Origin of the sequence: Janthinobacterium sp. 61, assembly GCF_002846335.1 — a bacterium.
In the GTDB taxonomy this organism is placed as follows: domain Bacteria; phylum Pseudomonadota; class Gammaproteobacteria; order Burkholderiales; family Burkholderiaceae_D; genus Janthinobacterium.
Map to the genome: position 1 here is coordinate 2,971,309 of NZ_PJMQ01000001.1, position 17,873 is coordinate 2,989,181.

The 17,873-nt window shown below is 60.7% G+C and carries 18 protein-coding genes; 7 read left to right on the plus strand and 11 right to left on the minus strand.

Going from position 1 to position 17,873, the window contains the following annotated elements; translation table 11 throughout:
- Positions 1-31 precede the first annotated feature (31 nt).
- Positions 32-286 carry a hypothetical protein gene (locus CLU92_RS13605; RefSeq protein WP_096237298.1) on the plus strand — a complete coding sequence of 85 codons (255 nt, stop codon included), beginning with the start codon at positions 32-34 and terminating at the stop codon, positions 284-286.
- Between the two features lie 169 nt (positions 287-455).
- Here the strand turns inward: CLU92_RS13605 and bamC are convergent, their stop codons facing one another.
- From bamC to CLU92_RS13645, 8 genes are all read right to left on the minus strand, one after another.
- A complete protein-coding gene (bamC, locus tag CLU92_RS13610; protein WP_101482313.1) occupies positions 456-1,649 on the minus strand; it encodes an outer membrane protein assembly factor BamC in 1,194 nt (397 codons plus the stop codon).
- Between the two features lie 81 nt (positions 1,650-1,730).
- Positions 1,731-2,609, minus strand: a complete 879-nt coding sequence (gene dapA / locus CLU92_RS13615) for a 4-hydroxy-tetrahydrodipicolinate synthase (RefSeq protein ID WP_101482314.1) — start codon at positions 2,607-2,609, stop codon at positions 1,731-1,733.
- Between the two features lie 84 nt (positions 2,610-2,693).
- Positions 2,694-3,266 (minus strand): bifunctional 2-polyprenyl-6-hydroxyphenol methylase/3-demethylubiquinol 3-O-methyltransferase UbiG, encoded by a 573-nt coding sequence (locus CLU92_RS13620; protein WP_101484677.1) that lies wholly within the window; start codon positions 3,264-3,266, stop codon positions 2,694-2,696.
- A gap of 42 nt (positions 3,267-3,308) precedes the next feature.
- Positions 3,309-3,986 (minus strand): site-2 protease family protein, encoded by a 678-nt coding sequence (locus tag CLU92_RS13625; RefSeq protein WP_101482315.1) that lies wholly within the window; start codon positions 3,984-3,986, stop codon positions 3,309-3,311.
- 83 nt (positions 3,987-4,069) lie between these two features.
- Positions 4,070-4,693 carry an L-threonylcarbamoyladenylate synthase gene (locus tag CLU92_RS13630; RefSeq protein WP_101482316.1) on the minus strand — a complete coding sequence of 208 codons (624 nt, stop codon included), beginning with the start codon at positions 4,691-4,693 and terminating at the stop codon, positions 4,070-4,072.
- 38 nt (positions 4,694-4,731) lie between these two features.
- Complete coding sequence (htpX, locus tag CLU92_RS13635; RefSeq protein WP_035821167.1) at positions 4,732-5,616, minus strand: protease HtpX; 885 nt, start codon at positions 5,614-5,616, stop codon at positions 4,732-4,734.
- A 92-nt stretch (positions 5,617-5,708) separates the two neighbouring features.
- Positions 5,709-6,542: a 3',5'-nucleoside bisphosphate phosphatase gene (locus tag CLU92_RS13640; protein WP_101482317.1), complete on the minus strand. Its 834-nt coding sequence runs from the start codon at positions 6,540-6,542 to the stop codon at positions 5,709-5,711.
- Between the two features lie 102 nt (positions 6,543-6,644).
- Positions 6,645-7,523, minus strand: coding sequence for an alpha/beta fold hydrolase (locus CLU92_RS13645; protein ID WP_101482318.1), 879 nt, complete (start codon positions 7,521-7,523; stop codon positions 6,645-6,647).
- Positions 7,524-7,752: 229 nt separating this feature from the next.
- On the opposite strand from CLU92_RS13645, the gene CLU92_RS13650 reads away from it, so the two are divergent.
- The 5 genes from CLU92_RS13650 to CLU92_RS13670 all read left to right on the plus strand — a co-directional run bounded on the left by CLU92_RS13650 (position 7,753) and on the right by CLU92_RS13670 (position 13,399).
- Positions 7,753-8,277 carry a gamma carbonic anhydrase family protein gene (locus CLU92_RS13650; RefSeq protein WP_101482319.1) on the plus strand — a complete coding sequence of 175 codons (525 nt, stop codon included), beginning with the start codon at positions 7,753-7,755 and terminating at the stop codon, positions 8,275-8,277.
- 4 nt (positions 8,278-8,281) lie between these two features.
- Positions 8,282-9,262 carry an Hsp33 family molecular chaperone HslO gene (hslO, locus tag CLU92_RS13655; RefSeq protein ID WP_101482320.1) on the plus strand — a complete coding sequence of 327 codons (981 nt, stop codon included), beginning with the start codon at positions 8,282-8,284 and terminating at the stop codon, positions 9,260-9,262.
- Between the two features lie 161 nt (positions 9,263-9,423).
- Positions 9,424-11,838, plus strand: coding sequence for a TonB-dependent receptor (locus CLU92_RS13660; RefSeq protein ID WP_257561083.1), 2,415 nt, complete (start codon positions 9,424-9,426; stop codon positions 11,836-11,838).
- Positions 11,838-12,968, plus strand: coding sequence for a glycerophosphodiester phosphodiesterase (locus tag CLU92_RS13665; protein ID WP_101482321.1), 1,131 nt, complete (start codon positions 11,838-11,840; stop codon positions 12,966-12,968). Before CLU92_RS13660 ends, CLU92_RS13665 begins: the two co-directional genes overlap by 1 nt.
- A 152-nt stretch (positions 12,969-13,120) precedes the next feature.
- Positions 13,121-13,399, plus strand: a complete 279-nt coding sequence (locus CLU92_RS13670) for a hypothetical protein (protein WP_101482322.1) — start codon at positions 13,121-13,123, stop codon at positions 13,397-13,399.
- Positions 13,400-13,752: 353 nt separating this feature from the next.
- Here CLU92_RS13670 and ftsB read toward each other — a convergent pair whose 3' ends face one another.
- The 3 genes from ftsB to CLU92_RS13685 form a co-directional block, all read right to left on the minus strand.
- Positions 13,753-14,076 carry a cell division protein FtsB gene (gene ftsB, locus CLU92_RS13675; protein WP_035821182.1) on the minus strand — a complete coding sequence of 108 codons (324 nt, stop codon included), beginning with the start codon at positions 14,074-14,076 and terminating at the stop codon, positions 13,753-13,755.
- 61 nt (positions 14,077-14,137) lie between these two features.
- Positions 14,138-15,421, minus strand: a complete 1,284-nt coding sequence (gene eno, locus CLU92_RS13680; protein WP_034750709.1) for a phosphopyruvate hydratase — start codon at positions 15,419-15,421, stop codon at positions 14,138-14,140.
- Positions 15,422-15,562: 141 nt separating this feature from the next.
- Positions 15,563-17,215: a CTP synthase gene (locus tag CLU92_RS13685; RefSeq protein ID WP_101482323.1), complete on the minus strand. Its 1,653-nt coding sequence runs from the start codon at positions 17,213-17,215 to the stop codon at positions 15,563-15,565.
- A gap of 245 nt (positions 17,216-17,460) precedes the next feature.
- On the opposite strand from CLU92_RS13685, the gene CLU92_RS13690 reads away from it, so the two are divergent.
- Entirely contained in the window at positions 17,461-17,868 is a 408-nt protein-coding gene (locus CLU92_RS13690; protein WP_099420585.1) for a PRC-barrel domain-containing protein, read from the plus strand.
- The last annotated feature ends 5 nt before the right edge of the window (positions 17,869-17,873 follow it).

The following is a 17,873-nucleotide window of genomic DNA, read 5'->3' on the forward strand; positions in this document are numbered from 1 at the left end:
ATTTATTTTTTGAAATAATTAAGGAAAACAAATGAAAAAATCCCTGCTGATCGCCTCCCTGATGGTTGTTGCTCTGGCTGCTTGCAGCAAAAAAGAAGAAGCTCCTGCACCAGCACCAGTAGTTGAAACCCCAGCAGCTGCACCAGTAGTTGAAGCTGCTCCAGCTGCTGCTGCTGACGCTGCTGCTTCGGCCGCTACCGACGCTGCTGCTGCTGCTTCGGCTGCCGCTTCGGCCGCTACCGACGCTGCTTCGGCTGCTTCGGCTGCTGCATCGGCTGCTAAGTAATTTAGCACCCAGCACTAGAGAAAGCCGGCCTTCGGGCCGGTTTTTTTACGTCCGGCGTTTTATCCGCAGGATAAAACGCCGGACACAGGCATTAAAAAGGCTGGCCCCGTTTCCCGGGCCAGCCTTTTTAATGCGCGGCAGGTTTTACGACCTGCCGCTATCACCCTGCTTATTTCAACTGATCGTTCAGCAGACCCAGGATCTTCTCGGCCACTGGCGAGACGTCCGGCTGGCCTTCGTTGCTGAGGATGCTGACCAGGCTGGTCGAGCCGTTGCCGGCCTTGACCAGGACGCGGTAGCGCTGCGCTTCCTTGTCCTTGTCGGACGACGAGCCCCAGCTGAACAGTTTCGAGAAGAAACCATCTTTCTTGACCACATCCGGATCGACGTAACGCACGAAATACGTGCCTTGCGTGCGGTCGCGGTCTTCCACGGTGAAGCCAACGCGGTCCAGCGCCAGGCCAACACGGCGCCAGGCGCGGTCGAAACCTTCATCGACTTCGATTGCGCGCGCCGGCGTGGCGGCGTCGCCCACCAGCTTGGCGTGCAGCGGCTGCACAATGGCGGCATCCACGGCTGTCTTCGCCTGCGCTTCGTCGCCGGCCGCGCCCAGGCGCGTCATCAGCTTGGCCAGGAATTGCGCTTCCAGGCCCGGATCGTTGGGACGCGCGGTCCAGGTGGTGGTTTCCTTGTCGCGACCCGTGACGACCTCTTCTACGCCACGGTGGCTGATGTAGATCTCGGTCGAGCCATCGGCCAGGCGTTCCACGCGGGTACGGAACTTGTCTTTTTCACCCGTCGAGTACAGCGAATCGAAGGCCTTGCCAATGGTGCTGCGGATAAAGTCTTGCGGCACTTTGGCGCGGTTTTCATTCCATTCAGTTTCCATGATGCCAGCCGTCGGCTGGTCGATGGCGACGGTAAAGCCCGAATCTTCCCAGAACTGCTTGAGTTGCGGCCACAGCACTTCAGGCGACTGCTTGACGACCAGCCAGCGCTGGTTGCCCGCGCGCTCGACCTTCACGCCACCGGCCGTGACAGGCACGACGCCCACCACGCCGTCGGCGCCCACGACGACAGGCGTACCTGCCGTGGCGTTGCGCTGCGCGTTGTAGCCGGAAGCCGTCGCCACGCCGTTCTTCGCATCCGGCAGGGAGTAGCGGTTGTCCTGCTGCAATTGCGTCAGGTCAGGCGGCACGTCCAGAGTGCTGGCTTTCTTGACCGACTTGTAGTCGACCTTGTCGCCGCCGACTACCGAACTGATCATGCCGCAGCCCGCGAGGCTGGCTGCGATGGCGCCGATGACGATGCCGCGGACGGCGATGGTGGCAGGCGCCGATTGGTTTTTCTTGCAATTAGTCATGTCGTAACTGGATAAGAAGCTAAGTAGCAGCTGGAATCAGGGAAGGTCCGGACTGGTCAAGTCCGGGCTTGAGGTTCGGCCTTAAGACAGGATGCCGGCGTCGCGCAAGGCATCGCGCACGGTAGCATGGCAATTTTCAGCCAGTGGCACCAGTGGCAAGCGTATGCCAGCCGGCATCAGGCCCATTTCGGCCATCGCCCATTTGACGGGCACCGGGTTGGGCTCGACAAACAATTTCTGGTGCAGAGGAAAAACTTTGTTATTGATGGCGATCGCCGTGGCGCGATCACCCGCCATGGCCGCAACGCACAGTTCGTGCATGGCGCGCGGCGCCACGTTGGCTGTCACGGAGATGTTGCCGTGGCCGCCGCAGAACATCAGCGCCATGGCCGTCGGATCATCGCCCGAGTACACGGCGAAACCGGCTGGCACGAGGCGCAGCAGGTCGATGCCACGGCCGATGTTGCCGGTCGCATCTTTCACGCCGACGATATTCGGGATGGCGGACAGGCGCACGATCGTTTCGTTGCTCATGTCGGCAACCGTGCGGCCTGGCACGTTGTACAGGATCACGGGAATATCGACGGCTTCGGCGATGGCCTTGAAGTGCTGGTACATGCCTTCCTGGGTAGGACGGTTGTAGTACGGCACCACTTGCAAGACAGCATCGGCACCCGCTTCTTTCGCATAGCGCGTCAGTTTGATGGCCTCGGCCGTGGAGTTGCCTCCGGCACCGGCGATGATAGGAATGCGTCCCTTGGCATGTTCGACGGTCAACTGGATCAGTTCGCAGTGTTCTTCCACGCTGACTGTTGCCGATTCGCCCGTCGTGCCAACGATGACGATGCCGTCCGTACCCTCGGCGATATGCCAGTCGATCAGCTTGCGCAGACCTGGAAAGTCCAGACTGCCGTCTGCGTGCATCGGGGTGACGATTGCTACAATGCTGCCCTTGATCATAGTAAGTTTATAGCGCCGATAAATAAAACAACGATTGTAGCGGATAGCCCGCGCCTGTGGTGCATTCTGACATAGTATGGCCGCTCAAAACGTCGGCAGCAAGGCTGCCAACCGTGGAAAATCCGGCCGGACGGCACAAATTCGTTGCACCAAAGCAGCTTTTGGCTGTTCCACGCGCCCATCCTCGTACGCTACCACACGCAAGCCGTGCTGCACCGCCCAGCTCAGCATTTCGCCTTCCTTCAGCAGGAATTTCGGATTCGACGGCTTGCCGAACTGCTCGTTACCCTCGGCGAAAGTTTCAACCAGCAGCACGCCATCGGGCGCCAGGCTGGCCACCATCGCTTCGAGCAAAGGCCGGTGCAGATAATTGGTGACGACGATGCCGGCAAAGCGGCCGGGCGCGAAGGGCCACACGGCGCCCTGCGCCTCCAGGTCCACCAGCGAGGTGGTGATGCCCGTGCCGGCCGCCTTTTCCAGCATTTCCGGATCGTGGTCGAGCGCGATGACGGGATGGCCAAGGCTGACCAGGTGGCGCGCATGGCGGCCCGCGCCGCAGGCCAGGTCCAGCACTTCGCCGCCCGGGATCAGGGGCGCCCAGCGGCGCACCCAGCCAGAAATCGCTTCAGTTTCTATTGTTGGTTCAGTTACTTGCATCGGTACTTCCATCAATTATTTGCGACCATTCAGTTGCTTGTTTCAAGTCAATATGGCCGTCAGGGGCGTGACCAGGGTGACAAAAATGCCAATCACAAATTCGATCGCCGTCAGCAGGGCGCGGTTCAGGATGCCCGTGTACATCAGCAGCACCAGGGCGCCGAACACATACAGGCCGTAGCGCTCGATGCTGGCGTAAGGACGCGCCAGCTGCATCGGCAGCAAGCCCGTCATGATGCGTCCACCATCGAGGGGCGGCACGGGAATCAGGTTAAAGACAAACATGGCCGCATTCACGCTGACGCCGGCGCCGGCCATCTTGCGGAAAAACATGCCCATTTCCGTCGGCGGCATCACGCTGAGGACGACAAAGGCGATCATCCAGCCCAGGCCCATGACGAAATTGGCGCCAGGACCGGCAAACGCCACCCAGGCCATCTGCTTCTTCGGATTACGCAGGCGGCTGAAATCGACAGGCACAGGCTTGGCATAGCCAAACGGTACCTGGATCGTGAAATACAGTATCAAGGGCAGCAATATCGTGCCGAAAGGATCGATATGCCGGATGGGATTGAGGCTCAGCCGGCCCTCGTTCGAGGCCGTGGGATCGCCGAAATAGCGGGCGGCGTAGCCGTGCGCCGCCTCATGCAGGGAAATGGCAAACAGCACCGGTACCAGGTACACCGCAACGGTCTGGACTATCGTATTGAAATCGCTCATGACCGCGATTCTACCAGAGGCGTCCCAGGCACTTTCTTATGTTGCCATTAAAGATAGGTAAATCGAGCGCCCTGCGCCAGCCGCTACAAGCCCAGCACGGCCGGGTCGCCCCGTCCCACGCGCACCACTTCCGGCTCCGGCCCCGTCAGGTCGATCACTGTACTGGGGCCATGCGCGCAAACGCCGCCATCGACGATCAGGTCGACCAGCTTTTCCAGCCGTTCGCGGATCGTGTCGGCATCCGTCAGGCTGTCTTCGTCGCCAGGCAGGGTCAGGGTCGCACCCAGCAGGGGCTGGCCCAGTTCTTCCAGCAGGCTTTGCACGATGCGGTGCTGCGGCACGCGCAGGCCGATGGTCTTGCGCGAAGGATGGCTGAGGCGACGCGGCACTTCCTTGGTCGCCTCCAGGATGAAGGTATAGGCGCCCGGCGTGCCCGCCTTGAGCAGGCGGAACTGGCGGTTGTCCACGCGGGCATACAAGCCCAGTTCGCTCAAATCGCGGCACAGCAGGGTCAGGTGATGCTTTTCATCCACGCCGCGGATGCGGCGCAGGCGCTCGACGGCGCCCTTGTCGTCGAGCTGGCACACCAGCGCGTAGCAGGAATCCGTAGGCAAGGCCACGACGCCGCCGGACTGGATGATCTGCGCCGCCTGCTTGATCAGGCGCAATTGCGGATTTTCAGGGTGAATATGGAAAAATTGACTCATGTGTAAGCGTTCTGGCGAACCAGCTTGTTAAGTTAGCATTATTGTACGCCGCGCAGCGCGGCGATGCGTTGTTCGAGGGGTGGATGGGTGGCGAACAGCGCGCCCCAGCCGCCATTGCCGCCGCTGATGCCCAGCGCCTGCATCGATTGGGGCAGTTCGCCCGGCGGCACGCCGCCCAGGCGGGCCAGCGCATGCATCATCGGCGTCGGGCTGCCCAGCAGCTTGGCGGAACCGGCATCGGCGCGAAATTCGCGCTGGCGCGAGAACCAGGCCACGATGATGGAAGCGAGCAAGCCGAAGATGACTTCGCACACCATGACGGTGACGAAATAGCCGATGCCCCGCCCACCGCCTTCGCGGTTGTTATTTTTCAGCAGCACATTGTCGACAAAGAAACCAACAACGCGCGCCATGAAGACGACAAAGGTATTGACCACGCCCTGGATCAAGGTGAGCGTCACCATGTCGCCATTGGCGACGTGGGCGATTTCATGGCCCAGCACGGCCTCGACTTCATCGCGGTTCATGCTTTGCAGCAAGCCTGTGGAAACGGCCACCAGCGCCGAGTTTTTGAAGGCGCCCGTGGCAAACGCATTCGCGTCGCCTTCGTACACGGCCACTTCCGGCATGCCGATGCCGGCCCGTTCAGACAAGGCGCGTACGGTATTGACCAGCCACAACTCGGTCGACGAGGTCGGATTGTCGATCACGCGCGCGCCCGTGCTCCACTTGGCCATGGGTTTGCTGATCAACAGCGAAAAGATCGAGCCCGTGAAGCCCACCACCAGCGAAAACACCAGCAGGCTGCCCAGGTTCAGGGTACTGCCCCGCGCCGGATTGCCCACGCCCAGCAAGCTGAGGACGAGCGACAGCACCAGCATCACGGCCAGGTTGGTTGCGATAAAGAGGACGATACGTTTCATGGGCGATGGCTCCGAAAAACAATAATAACTAAAAGATAAGTATGCGGTCGCGACTTTTCAAGCCCGCCCAGCAGGCGCAGGCTGGCCGTGCCTTAGAACCAGTCGTGCCAGATCGGGGTCACGTTGGCAGGCAGCGGCGGCAGCTTGGCAAAATCCACGCGCGACTCGCCCGGCGCATGGAAATCCGTGCCGCGCGAGGCGAGGAATCCGTAAGCGTTGGCCAGCTGCGCGTATTCGGGATACTGGTCCGGACTGTGGCTGCCCGTGACGACTTCGATGGCCACGCCGCCGAGCTGCTTGAATTCATCGAACAGCACGCCTTGCGCCATGTCGCTGAAGCGGTAGCGGCCCGGATGGGCGATGACGGCCACGCCGCCCGCGCCGCGTATCCAGCCCACCGCTTCGGCCAGGGTCGCCCAGCGGTGCTCGACGTAGCCCGGCTTGCCTTCCGACAGGTATTTCTTGAACACGTCAGGGATGTTTGCGCACTTCCCCGTTTCCACGATGTAGCGGGCAAAGTGCGTGCGCGACATCAGATCCGGGTTGCCGACAAATTTCAAGGCCCCTTCATAGGCATCGGGGATGCCGGCCAGATCCAGCTGGCGAGCGATCTCCCGGCCCCGCGCGTCGCGCCCGGACCGTGTCTGGTGCAAGCCCTGTACGAGACCTGGATTGTTTTCATCGACTTGCAAGCCCACGATGTGCACGGTCTGGCCGGCCCACGTGATGGATATTTCCACGCCGGCCACGAAACGCATGCCCAGGTCCAGCGCGGCCGTACGCGCGGCGGCGACGCCGGACACTTCATCGTGGTCCGTCAGCGCCCACACATCGACGCCGGCCTTGCGTGCATAGGCGGCCACGGCAGCGGGCGCGAGCACGCCGTCGGAAATATTCGAATGACAATGCAGGTCGACTTTAAGCATACGAAAACAATACCCTGCACGGGCTCAGCATGAAAGAAGTTTTCATTGTACGCTGCTTGCCCGATATGGAAGTCGCGTTAGCGACACAGTTGCGCCAGCGCATTATTGCGCAAGGAAGGTTTCCACCAGGCGCGCCAGCTCCGCCGGCTGGTCATGGTGCAGCATGTGGCCCGCGTCCAGCATCATCTCGCAGCGCACATCCTTGATGCAGGCCAGACGCCGGTCGATTTCGATGCGCGCCTCTTCCTTCGGCCCCATCCACTGCCACATATTTGTGTCAATCGCCTCCACCCACAGCACGGGCGCCGTGATGCGGCGCCAGCAAGCCATCACTTCTTCCACCTGGTACAGGATGGGATTGACGCGCTTGTGTTGCGGGTCGCCCATGATGTCCCACTCGCCCGCCTCGTTCTGCGCCGACCAGTGCTCGGCCAGGAAGGCGGCGCGGTCATCCGGCAGGCGCGGATTGGTCTTTTGCAGGCGCTCGGCCACCGCGCGCTGCGAGGGATAACTGCGCATGACGGGCGGCTCGCGCAATTCGTCCAGCCACTTGGCGTAGCGGCCAGGGGCTTGCTCCGGCTTCGTCGCCATCATGCCAAAGCCTTCCAGGTTGATGAAACGGCTGATGCGCTCGGGCCGCACGCCCGCATACAGGCCGGCCACATTGGCGCCCATGCTGTGACCGAGCAGGTTCACGGGCGCATCCGGCGAATAGTGCAGCAGCATGGCGTCCAGGTCGGCCAGGTAGTCGGGGAACCAGTAGGTGTCCGATTGCGTGTAGTCGCTCACACCAAAGCCGCGCCAGTCGGGCGCGATCACGTGCCAGTCACCAGCTAACTCGTCGACGACGAACTGGAACGAGGCGGCCACGTCCATCCAGCCGTGCACCATGAACAGGATGGGCGCGCCTTCGCGGCCCCAATGGCGTACATGCGTGCGGGCGCCGCGGATGTTGATGAATTCGGAACGGGAAAGTTTCATGGGTTTCATCTCATTGCCTGCCTTGAAAGTGGCGCGGATGGCGCCACATGCTGTGTCTGTAGATAGTGCGGCATAAAAGTACGACCGTTCGATAATTATACCGGATTAGCGCACGGCGTCAGGACTTGCCCTGCAACAGCGTAAAATAGCGTACATAGTAGCTAAGCAAGTAAGTAAAACTCCCGCGTCCGGCCCAGCCCGGCGCTTCCACCACCGCCACAGGCTAACGATGACACTCTACCAATTGGGCGCCGAGGCGCCACAGATTGACGCTTCCGCTTTTGTAGCCGACACGGCCAACGTGATCGGCAAGGTGACCCTGGAAGCGAACACCTCCGTATGGTTCGGCGCCACCATCCGCGGCGACAATGAACGCATCACCGTGGGCGCCAACAGCAATGTGCAGGAAGGCGCCGTACTGCACACGGACCCGGGCTACCCGCTGGACATCGGCCAGAACGTGACCATCGGCCACCAGGCGATGTTACATGGATGCACGATTGGCGATGGTGCCCTGATCGGCATCCAGGCCGTGATCCTGAATGGCGCGAAGATCGGCAAAGGGTGCCTGGTCGGCGCAGGCGCCCTGGTCACGGAAGGCAAGGAATTTCCCGACAATATGCTAATCATCGGCTCACCGGCAAAAGCCGTGCGGGCCCTGACGGCAGACGATATCACCAGGCTACAAGGCAACGCCGTGAACTATGTGCAGCGCGGCCAGCTATTTAATACGCAACTCAAGAAGATTGGATAAGAGAATGACGACTGAAACCACGGGCGCAGTCAGCGCAGCCGTTAGCGGCCAGGATACCCTGCAAAAATTTATTTTCGACAACGCCGCCGTGCGCGGCCAGTTCATCGACGTCTCCCACACCTGGCAGGAAGTGGTATCGCGCCACGCCTACCCGACTGCCGTGAAAAAAGTGCTGGGCGAAATGGTGGCTGCCGCCGCCCTGCTGTCGGCCAACCTGAAATTCAACGGCTCCATCATCATGCAAATCCATGGTGACGGTCCCGTGCGCCTGATGGTGGTCGAGTGCGATTCCGACCTGCGCCTGCGCGCCACGGCCAAGCTGGACCCGGACGCCACCATTGCCGAGGTCGCCACCGTGCCGCAATTGCTCAACGCCACGGGCAAGGGCCGCTTCATCATCACCCTGGACCCGGCCGACAAGGTGCCGGGCCAGCAACCGTACCAGGGCATCGTGCCGCTGGACGGCGATGACATGGCCACCGTGATCGAAAACTACATGTTGCGTTCGGAGCAGCTCGACACGCGTTTGTGGCTGGCCACGGACGACAGCGTTTCGCGCGGCCTGCTGCTGCAAAAGCTGCCCCACCATGGCGGCAAGGCCGAAGCGACGCCCGTCTCGGAAGAAGATGCACTGGACACGTGGCACCGCGCCGTGATGCTGGCGTCGACCCTGAAAGAGGAAGAAATCCTGGCCACCGACATCGATACACTGATGCAACGCTTGTTTTGGGAAGAAACGATCCGCGTCTTCGACCCGCTGCACCCGAGCTTCCATTGCAGCTGCACGCGCGAAAAAGTGGGCAATATGCTCAAGATGCTGGGCGAAGAAGAAGTCAACAGCACCCTGGACGAAGTGGGCCAGGTGGGTGTGAACTGCGATTTCTGCGGCCAGCACTACGAATTCGACAAGGTCGATTGCGCGCAGCTGTTCATCACGGATGCGCCGGCCGAAGTCTTGATTCCTCCGGCAGCGAGCATTAACTAAGCTCAAGCAAGCATTACAGTTTCGCCATCATCCTTCCGCGCCGCCTTTCAGGCGGCGCAATTGTTTCCACTGTCATCGTTCCGTCATCAGTTCGTCATCAGCCCGTCACGCGCCGCCGTTACGCTGCGCAGCTTGTATTACTTTCCACTTTCCACAGGCTGATGATGAATACCCACTTGACGCTGGCCCTGCGCCGCCATTCCTTCCATGTTTTGCTGGGCGCGTGCGCCGCAGGCCTCTCCCTGCCAGCGCTGGCCCAAACGGCCGCGGCCGCGGCCGTGGCGTCCGCCGCCGCCGACATGGCCGCTGCAACGGCTGCTGCAGCCGACGACAATACCCCCATGACCACCGTGGAGATTTCCTCGCGCAAGACGCGCTCCTCCGTGGCCTTGAGCAAGAATGAAATCCAGAAAATCCTGCCAGGCACGAATCCCCTGAAAGCCCTGCAAACCTTGCCTGGCGTCAGCTTCCAGACGGCCGACCCATGGGGCAACAACGAGCAGAACCTGTCGCTGTTCGTGCATGGTTTCTCCGGCCAGCAACTCGGCTACACCATGGATGGCGTGCCGCTGGGCGACCAGCAGTACGGCAACTACAACGGCCTGTCGCCGCAGCGCGCCGTCATCAGCGAAAACGTGCGCAGCGTCGTGCTGTCGTCGGGCGCAGGCGACCTGGCCACGGCCTCGACCAGCAACCTGGGTGGCACCATCGAAACCTATTCCAGCGACCCGCTGGCCACGCAGGGTGCCAGCGTGCAGCAAACGGTGGGCAGCCACCGCACTTCGCGCACGTTTGCCCGCTACGACACGGGCGCCTTTGGCGACGGCAGCAGCGCCTACTTTTCCATCCTGCACCACGAAGCACGGGCCTGGGACTTCGATGCGCGCCAGGGCGGCGATCAGTTCAATGCCAAATACGTCAACCGCAGCGACGCGGGCAAGCTGACCCTGTTCTTCAATTACTCGGACAAGATCGAGCCGAACGAAGACAGCACCGTGCACGTGGCCGGGGAGAAGAGCGCGCCGTACACGCGCCCCTTCCTGTACCCGGACTTCAAGGCGGCCCTGAATTATTTGTCGCCGACGGGCGCCACGCCTGCTGCCGACGGCAACAATTACCGCAATTACTACAGCGATGCGCAGCGCACCGATTACCTGGCCTACGCCAAGTTCGACGCCAACCTGGGCGAAGGCACGACCTGGGCGAACCAGGTGTATTACCACAAGGATGACGGCGCGGGCGTAGTGGCCGGTCCCATCGGCGTGGCCGGCTTGCCTGGCCTGTTCAGCGTGTACTACCCGAAACAGAACCTGAAACAGGTGTTCGGCAACTCGGGCTACGCCGTGCGCACCACGGAATACGACATCAAGCGGGGCGGCTTCATTTCCACGCTGCGCAAGGAAATCGGCGAGCATCAATTGGAAGCGGGCCTGTGGCTGGAGCAGAACCGCTCGTCCGCCTACCGCCGCTGGTATGCGCTGGACGTCAACAATCCCACTTCGCCGTATGACCGCCCCAGCAATCCTTTGATCACGCAGTACGGCAGCGAGATCGACAACAAGGTGGTGCAGCTGCACTTGCAGGATGAGTGGCGCATCCGTCCCGATATCGCCCTGCAGGCCGGCTTCAAGTCCAGCCTGCAGTTTGCCGATGGCCAATTTCCCGTGCAGCCGGCCCTGGGCGCCATTTCCGGCGGCTCGACGGCCTTGCCGGTCGGCACCATCAACACGAAAAAATGGTTCTTGCCGCAAGTGGGCGCGCGCTGGGACTTCACGCCGCAAGACCAACTCTACTTCAATATCCAGAAAAACATGCGCCAGTTCGTCACCTATGGCGGCGGCGGCGCTTCGCCATGGAGCTTGTCGAGCCAGGCCGCCTTCGACCTGTTCAAGCGCGACGCCAAGCCGGAAACGGCCCTCACCTATGAAGTGGGCGTGCGCGGCAGCCATGCCCTGAACCTGGGCGCCATCACGGCCATCGATGGCCAGGTCAATGTGTACCACGTCGATTTCAGCAACCGTTTGCTGCAGATCAGCCCGACGCCCGTGATTTCCTCCATCATCGGTGGCAACCCCGTGCTGGCCAACGTGGGTAGCGTGCGTACGGACGGCATCGACATCGCTGGAACCGTGCACTTTGGCAACAATTTTTCGTTCTACAATGCCCTGTCGTACAACCGTTCGCAGTACGCGGACAATTACAGCAATGGCGCCGCGCTGGTATTGACGGCCGGCAAGAACGTACCCGGTTCGCCGGAATGGCTGAACAAGTTCGTGGCCTCGGCCACCTTTGGCGATATCGAAGTGCAACTGACGGGTGACTATGTGGGCAAGCGCTACGCGACATACACCAACGATTTGTCCGTGCCCAGCTATTTCCTGATGGGACTGGGCGTGTCGGGCAAGCTGCCGGCCATGGCCAGCTGGCTGAAAAACCCCCGCTGGCGCTTGAACGTCAGCAACCTGGCCAACCGCGAAGGTTCGCTGAACGTGGTGGTGGGTGCGGCCGACAAGACCTACAACACCTTCCCCATCGCCCCGCGCCAGGGCTTTTTGACCCTGACGGCGGACTTCTGATGCGCGAGCCTATCCTCCCGCATCGGCACTTTTCCCGCCGCAACTTCGTCCAGGCGGCCGTGGGCGGCCTGGCCCTGGCCGCCGCGCCCGGCTTTGCCGCCGGCCTGCTGGCCACGCCCCCCAGCCGCCCACTGGTGTTCGCCCACCGGGGCGCCAGCGCCCTGCGCCCCGAGCATACGCTGGCTTCGTACGCCAAAGCCATCCTCGACGGCGCCGACTATGTCGAGCCGGACCTGGTGGCCACGCGCGACGGCATCCTCGTGGCGCGTCACGAAAGCAATCTGATCGACACCACCGACGTGGCGCGCCGTCCTGAATTTGCCAGCCGGCGCGGCAAGAAGATGGTCGATGGCGAATGGCACGAGGGCTGGTTCGTCGACGACTTCACGCTGGCGGAACTGAAAACACTGCGCGCCATCGAACGGTTGCCGAAAGTTCGCACCGGCAACACCTTGTACGATGGACAATTTCAGATTCCCACCTGGGAAGAAATCATCGATTTTGTTGCAGCGCAATCTGCCGCCAGCGGACGCATCATCGGCCTCGTGCCGGAGCTGAAAAGTTCGACGTATTTCCGCGATGCGGGCCTGGCGCTGGAAGACCGTTTCCTCTCGACGATGCTGGCGCACGAATACACGCGCCGCGCGCCCATCGAGATCCAGTCCTTCGAAGTGGCGAATCTGAAATATTTGCGCGAGAAGCTGGGACGACGCGCCAACGTGCGCCTGATGCAACTGGTGGTGGGCGGCGATGTGCGCCCGATGGACGTGGTCAAAGCCGGTGGCAAGCTGACCTTCGGCCAGATGACGACGCCGGCCGGCCTGCGCGACATCGCTGCCTACGCGGACGTGGTGGCGCCGCCCACGCGGGGCGTCATCCCGCTGGGCGCCGACCAGCGCCTGGCCGCGCCCACGACCATCGTCGACGATGCGCACCAGGCCGGCTTGCTGTTGCACACCTGGACCTTCCGCCCGGAAAACCGTTTCCTGGCAGCCGATTTCCGCGATGGCAATGGCGAAAATGCGCGTAATGAAGCGGGTTCCGTGGCGGAAATGCGGCGCTATATCGAAACGGGACTGGACGGCTTTTTCAGCGATGATCCGGGCCTGGGACGCATCGCCGCCGGATAAACATTTCGTAACAAATTCATTTTGAGGGCGTGGCCAGCGGCGACGCCCTTATTATGCGTTTCTTGAATTACTGAAATTGGAATTTGAAATTAGACATATATCGCGAACTCCATTATTGTGCAATGCAACAACAGACCATTCATGGAGGGCATATGTCCACTTTTACCAACACCTACAGCAACGACGACAACTATTTCAGCAACCTGGGCCGCGCCACGCGCGCCTTCCTGGGCGCCCTGCTCGCTTCCAAGCCGTACAGCGAACTGGCGCAGAAGGAAGTCATCGCCACGACCACCAGCCATACCGAAGAACAGCGCTATGTGCGCCCAAGCAAGCGCGACATCGCCTTGCTGAACTCGGAAGCGGCCCGTTACGAAAACCTGATGCCGAACTTGGCCTCGGAACTGCGCTTCCTGGCTTCGCGCGGCTAAAAAACGTTCATGGCGGCGTTGCCTGCGCCTTGCGGTACGTTCGTACTGCCTGCCGCTTGGCGCCTTGCCCTGGACGTTTTTTAGGCTATTCAGGCACTACTAATTTAAAAGGAACTTTTATGATATTTCTCGAAACCGCACTGATCGCCGTGGCCGTCGTGGTCACCGGCATCCATTTCTACCTGATCTCGACCGGCAAAGCCCGTTTCTGATCAGCAAGCAGCAAGGCAAAAGCAGCACGCCGCGCCATGCGGCCAGTCGTGTGCAGCAGTACAGAGTAGCAATACAAGGTAGTAATGATATGTCAGCCTGGCAATCGGTCCAGGCTGGCAAGTGGGAAAGTTAGTACACCCTTAGTGTGGCGCAGCAGCGTCCACCGGCGTTTCCAGCAGTGGCGGGGTTTGTCCCTTGCGCACGATCTGCACGAAAATCTCATTCTGTTTGACCATGCCCAACTCATAGCGGGCACGCTCCTCGACGGCGCCCGTGCCATCTTTCAGGTCGCGCACTTCGGATTCGAGCTTGGCGTTTCGCGCCTTCAATTCCATGTTCTTCTTATTGGCCACCGCCACTTGGGCTTCCATGTCGGCAACACGCAGCCAGCCGCCTTTACCCAGCCAGAGGGGAAATTGGATCAGCAGCAGCAGGGCTGCCAGGGCGAGCGTAATCAGGCGCATGGGACATTCAGTTAAAAAACCGGCCGGATATCTCCGGCCGGCCAGTGGGTTTTACATCAGCTTACTTCAGATTATAGAACGCATCGCGGCCAGGGTAGCTGGCGATGTCGCCCAGGTCCTCTTCGATACGCAGCAGCTGGTTGTACTTGGCCATGCGGTCCGAACGCGACATCGAGCCGGTCTTGATCTGCAGGGCGTTCGTGGCCACGGCGATATCGGCGATGGTCGAGTCTTCCGTTTCGCCCGAGCGGTGCGAAATGACGGCCGTGTAGCCGGCGCGCTTGGCCATTTCGATGGCGGCGAAGGTTTCCGTCAGGGTGCCGATCTGGTTGATCTTGATCAGGATCGAGTTGGCGATACCTTTCGAGATGCCTTCTTTCAGGATCTTGGTGTTGGTGACATACAGGTCGTCGCCGACCAGTTGCACTTTCTTGCCCAATTCCGCCGTCAGGATCGCCCAGCCGTCCCAGTCGCCTTCGTGCATCGCGTCTTCGATCGAGATGATCGGGTACTTGTCGCACCAGGTTGCCAGCAGGTTGGTGAACTCGGTGGCCGTCAGGCTCAGGCCTTCGCCTTCCATCTCGTACTTGCCGTTCTTGTAGAACTCGGACGCGGCGCAATCGAGACCGATGGCGATCTGCGTACCTGGCTCGTAGCCCGCTTCTTCGATGGCCTGGATGATCAGCTTGATGGCTTCTTCATGATTGGCCAGCGATGGCGCGAAACCGCCTTCGTCGCCCACGTTGGTGTTCAGACCCTTCTTGTGCAGGATCTTTTTCAGCGTGTGGAACACTTCCGCGCCGTAGCGGACGGCTTCCTTGAACGACGGGGCGCCCACGGGAATGATCATGAATTCCTGGATGTCCAGGTTGTTGTCGGCATGCGCACCGCCGTTGATCACGTTCATCATCGGCACTGGCATCTGCATGGCGCCCGAACCGCCGAAATAGCGGTACAGCGGCAAGCCCGCTTCTTCGGCGGCAGCCTTGGCAACGGCCATGGAGACGGCCAGGATGGCGTTGGCGCCCAGGCGCGATTTGTTTTCCGTGCCGTCCAGGTCGATCAGGGTACGGTCCAGGAAAGCCTGTTCATTGGCGTCCAGGCCCATGATGGCTTCGGAGATTTCGGTGTTGATGTTTTCGCATGCTTGCAACACGCCTTTGCCGAAGTAGCGCTTGGCATCGCCATCGCGCAATTCCACGGCTTCACGCGAACCGGTCGAGGCACCCGACGGCACGGCCGCACGGCCCATCACGCCCGATTCCAGCAACACATCGCATTCGACGGTCGGATTGCCGCGCGAGTCCAGGATCTCGCGACCGATAATATCAACAATAGCACTCATGTCATTCTCCAAAGTTAAGCGTAACAGGGGCTGCACACTGCGTACTGATGCGCAATTGCACAAAGGGGGCAAAGAAACTCCCGGCGGGAACCATCTGGCCGGGAGCTGTCTTACGGGTAATACTGTCGCAATCGACCCGCGTTATTCCGCAGCGGCGTTGGCTTCCTTGTGCGCCAACGCTGCCTTGATGAACGAGGTAAACAAGGGATGGCCGGTGCGTGGCGTCGACTTGAACTCAGGATGGTATTGCACGCCCATATACCATGGGTGGGCATTGTCGCCCGTACGTGGCAATTCCATGATTTCGCACAAATCTTCGCTCGGCGTGCGGGCCGACACGATCATGCCAGCCGCTTCGACACGGGCCAGGTAGTGATTATTGGCTTCGTAGCGATGGCGGTGACGCTCGGTCACCACGCTGCCGTAGATCTCGGCAGCGAGGGTGCCCGGATTGACGGCACAGGTCTGCGCGCCCAGGCGCATGGTACCGCCCAGGTCCGAGTTTTCATCGCGCAACTCGACTTTACCATCGTGGTTTTGCCACTCATTGATCAGTGCAACGACAGGTTGATCCGTATCAAGGTCGAACTCGGTCGAATTCGCGTTCGGCATGCCAGCCTTGTTGCGCGCGTATTCGATCAGGGCCACTTGCATGCCCAGGCAGATGCCCAGGTAAGGGATCTTGTGCTCACGGGCGAACTGAGCCGCCTTGATCTTGCCTTCCACGCCGCGCTTGCCGAAGCCGCCCGGTACCAGGATGGCATCGTACTTGGCCAGGTTGTCGCAACCCGTCGTTTCGATTTCTTCCGAATCGATGTACTCGATGTTGACGCGGCTTTCCGTGTGGATGCCGGCGTGGCGCAGCGCTTCGATCAGCGACTTGTACGACTCGGTCAGCTCGACATACTTGCCGACCATGCCGACGGTCACTTCCGCCTTCGGGTGTTCCATCGTATAGATCAGCTTGCTCCAGATCGACAGGTCGGCCGGTGCAGGATCGAGGTCCAGCGCGTCGCAGATGATCTTGTCGAGGCCCTGGTCGTGCAGCATCTGCGGCACTTTGTAGATGGTGTCGACGTCCCACACGGAGATGACGGCCTGCTCTTCGATATTCGAGAACAGCGAGATTTTTGCACGCTCGTCTTCCGGGATGGCGCGGTCGGCGCGGCACAGCAATGCGTTTGGCATGATGCCGATTTCACGCAGCTTTTGCACCGAATGCTGGGTCGGCTTGGTCTTCAATTCACCGGCCGAGGCGATGTAAGGCACCAGGGTCAGATGGACGAAGGCCGTGTTCTTGCGGCCGGCGCGCAGGCTCAGCTGACGCGCCGCTTCCAGGAATGGCAGCGATTCGATATCGCCGACGGTGCCGCCGATTTCGCACAGGGCCACGTCGTAGCCTTCGGCGCCACGGCGGATGTAATCCTGGATTTCATTGGTGATGTGCGGAATCACCTGCACGGTCTTGCCCAGATATTCGCCCCGGCGTTCCTTGCGGATCACCGATTCATAGATCTGGCCAGTGGTGAAGTTATTCACCTTTTTCATGCGGGTGGAGATGAAGCGCTCGTAGTGACCGAGGTCGAGGTCGGTTTCGGCCCCGTCATCGGTGACGAATACTTCACCGTGTTGCATAGGGCTCATCGTGCCAGGATCGACGTTGATATACGGGTCGAGCTTGAGCATGGTGACTTTAAGGCCGCGCGATTCGAGGATCGCGGCGAGGGAGGCGGCGGCAATCCCTTTTCCAAGGGAAGACACAACGCCACCAGTGACGAAGACAAATTTGGTCATTGCAGATGGTGCCGAACGGCACGTGCGGGAAATTGAAATTATACACTAAAGCCCGCCTGCGGCGCTCCCCACGCGTGGAAATTTGCGCCAAATGCCGACTATCGCCCCGCTCCTGCGGTCTACGCACCACAAAATTACCCAATGGCAATAATTGAAATATTTCCAACTCCATACTTTGTGTGGGAGAGCGAACAGACCCTGCCGCGCTCCGGCCGCAAACTGGGATTTTTCAACGGAGGTACATCATGAGCTACGAAGAACGCGACGCCTACGGCATGTATGTCAACCGCGGCCACAAAGGCCCCGGCCCTGAACTGATGGGCGCCGACACCCTGATCGGCGACCATGTGCACAACGCCAAGGATGAACACCTGGGCGAAATCAAGGAAATCATGATCGACATGCGCAGCGGCAAGATCGCCTATGCTGTCATGTCGCACGGCGGCGTCTTCACCATCGGCGAAAAGCTGTTCGCCGTGCCTTGGGAAGCGCTGCTGCTCGACACCGTCAACAAGCGCTTCACCCTCAACGTCGACAAGGAACGCATCGAAAACGCGCCCGGCTTCGACACGGATAACTGGCCGAACATGGCCGATACCACGTGGGCCAATTCCATCCATAGTTACTACGGAACGACACCACGCGAGTATTAAACGCT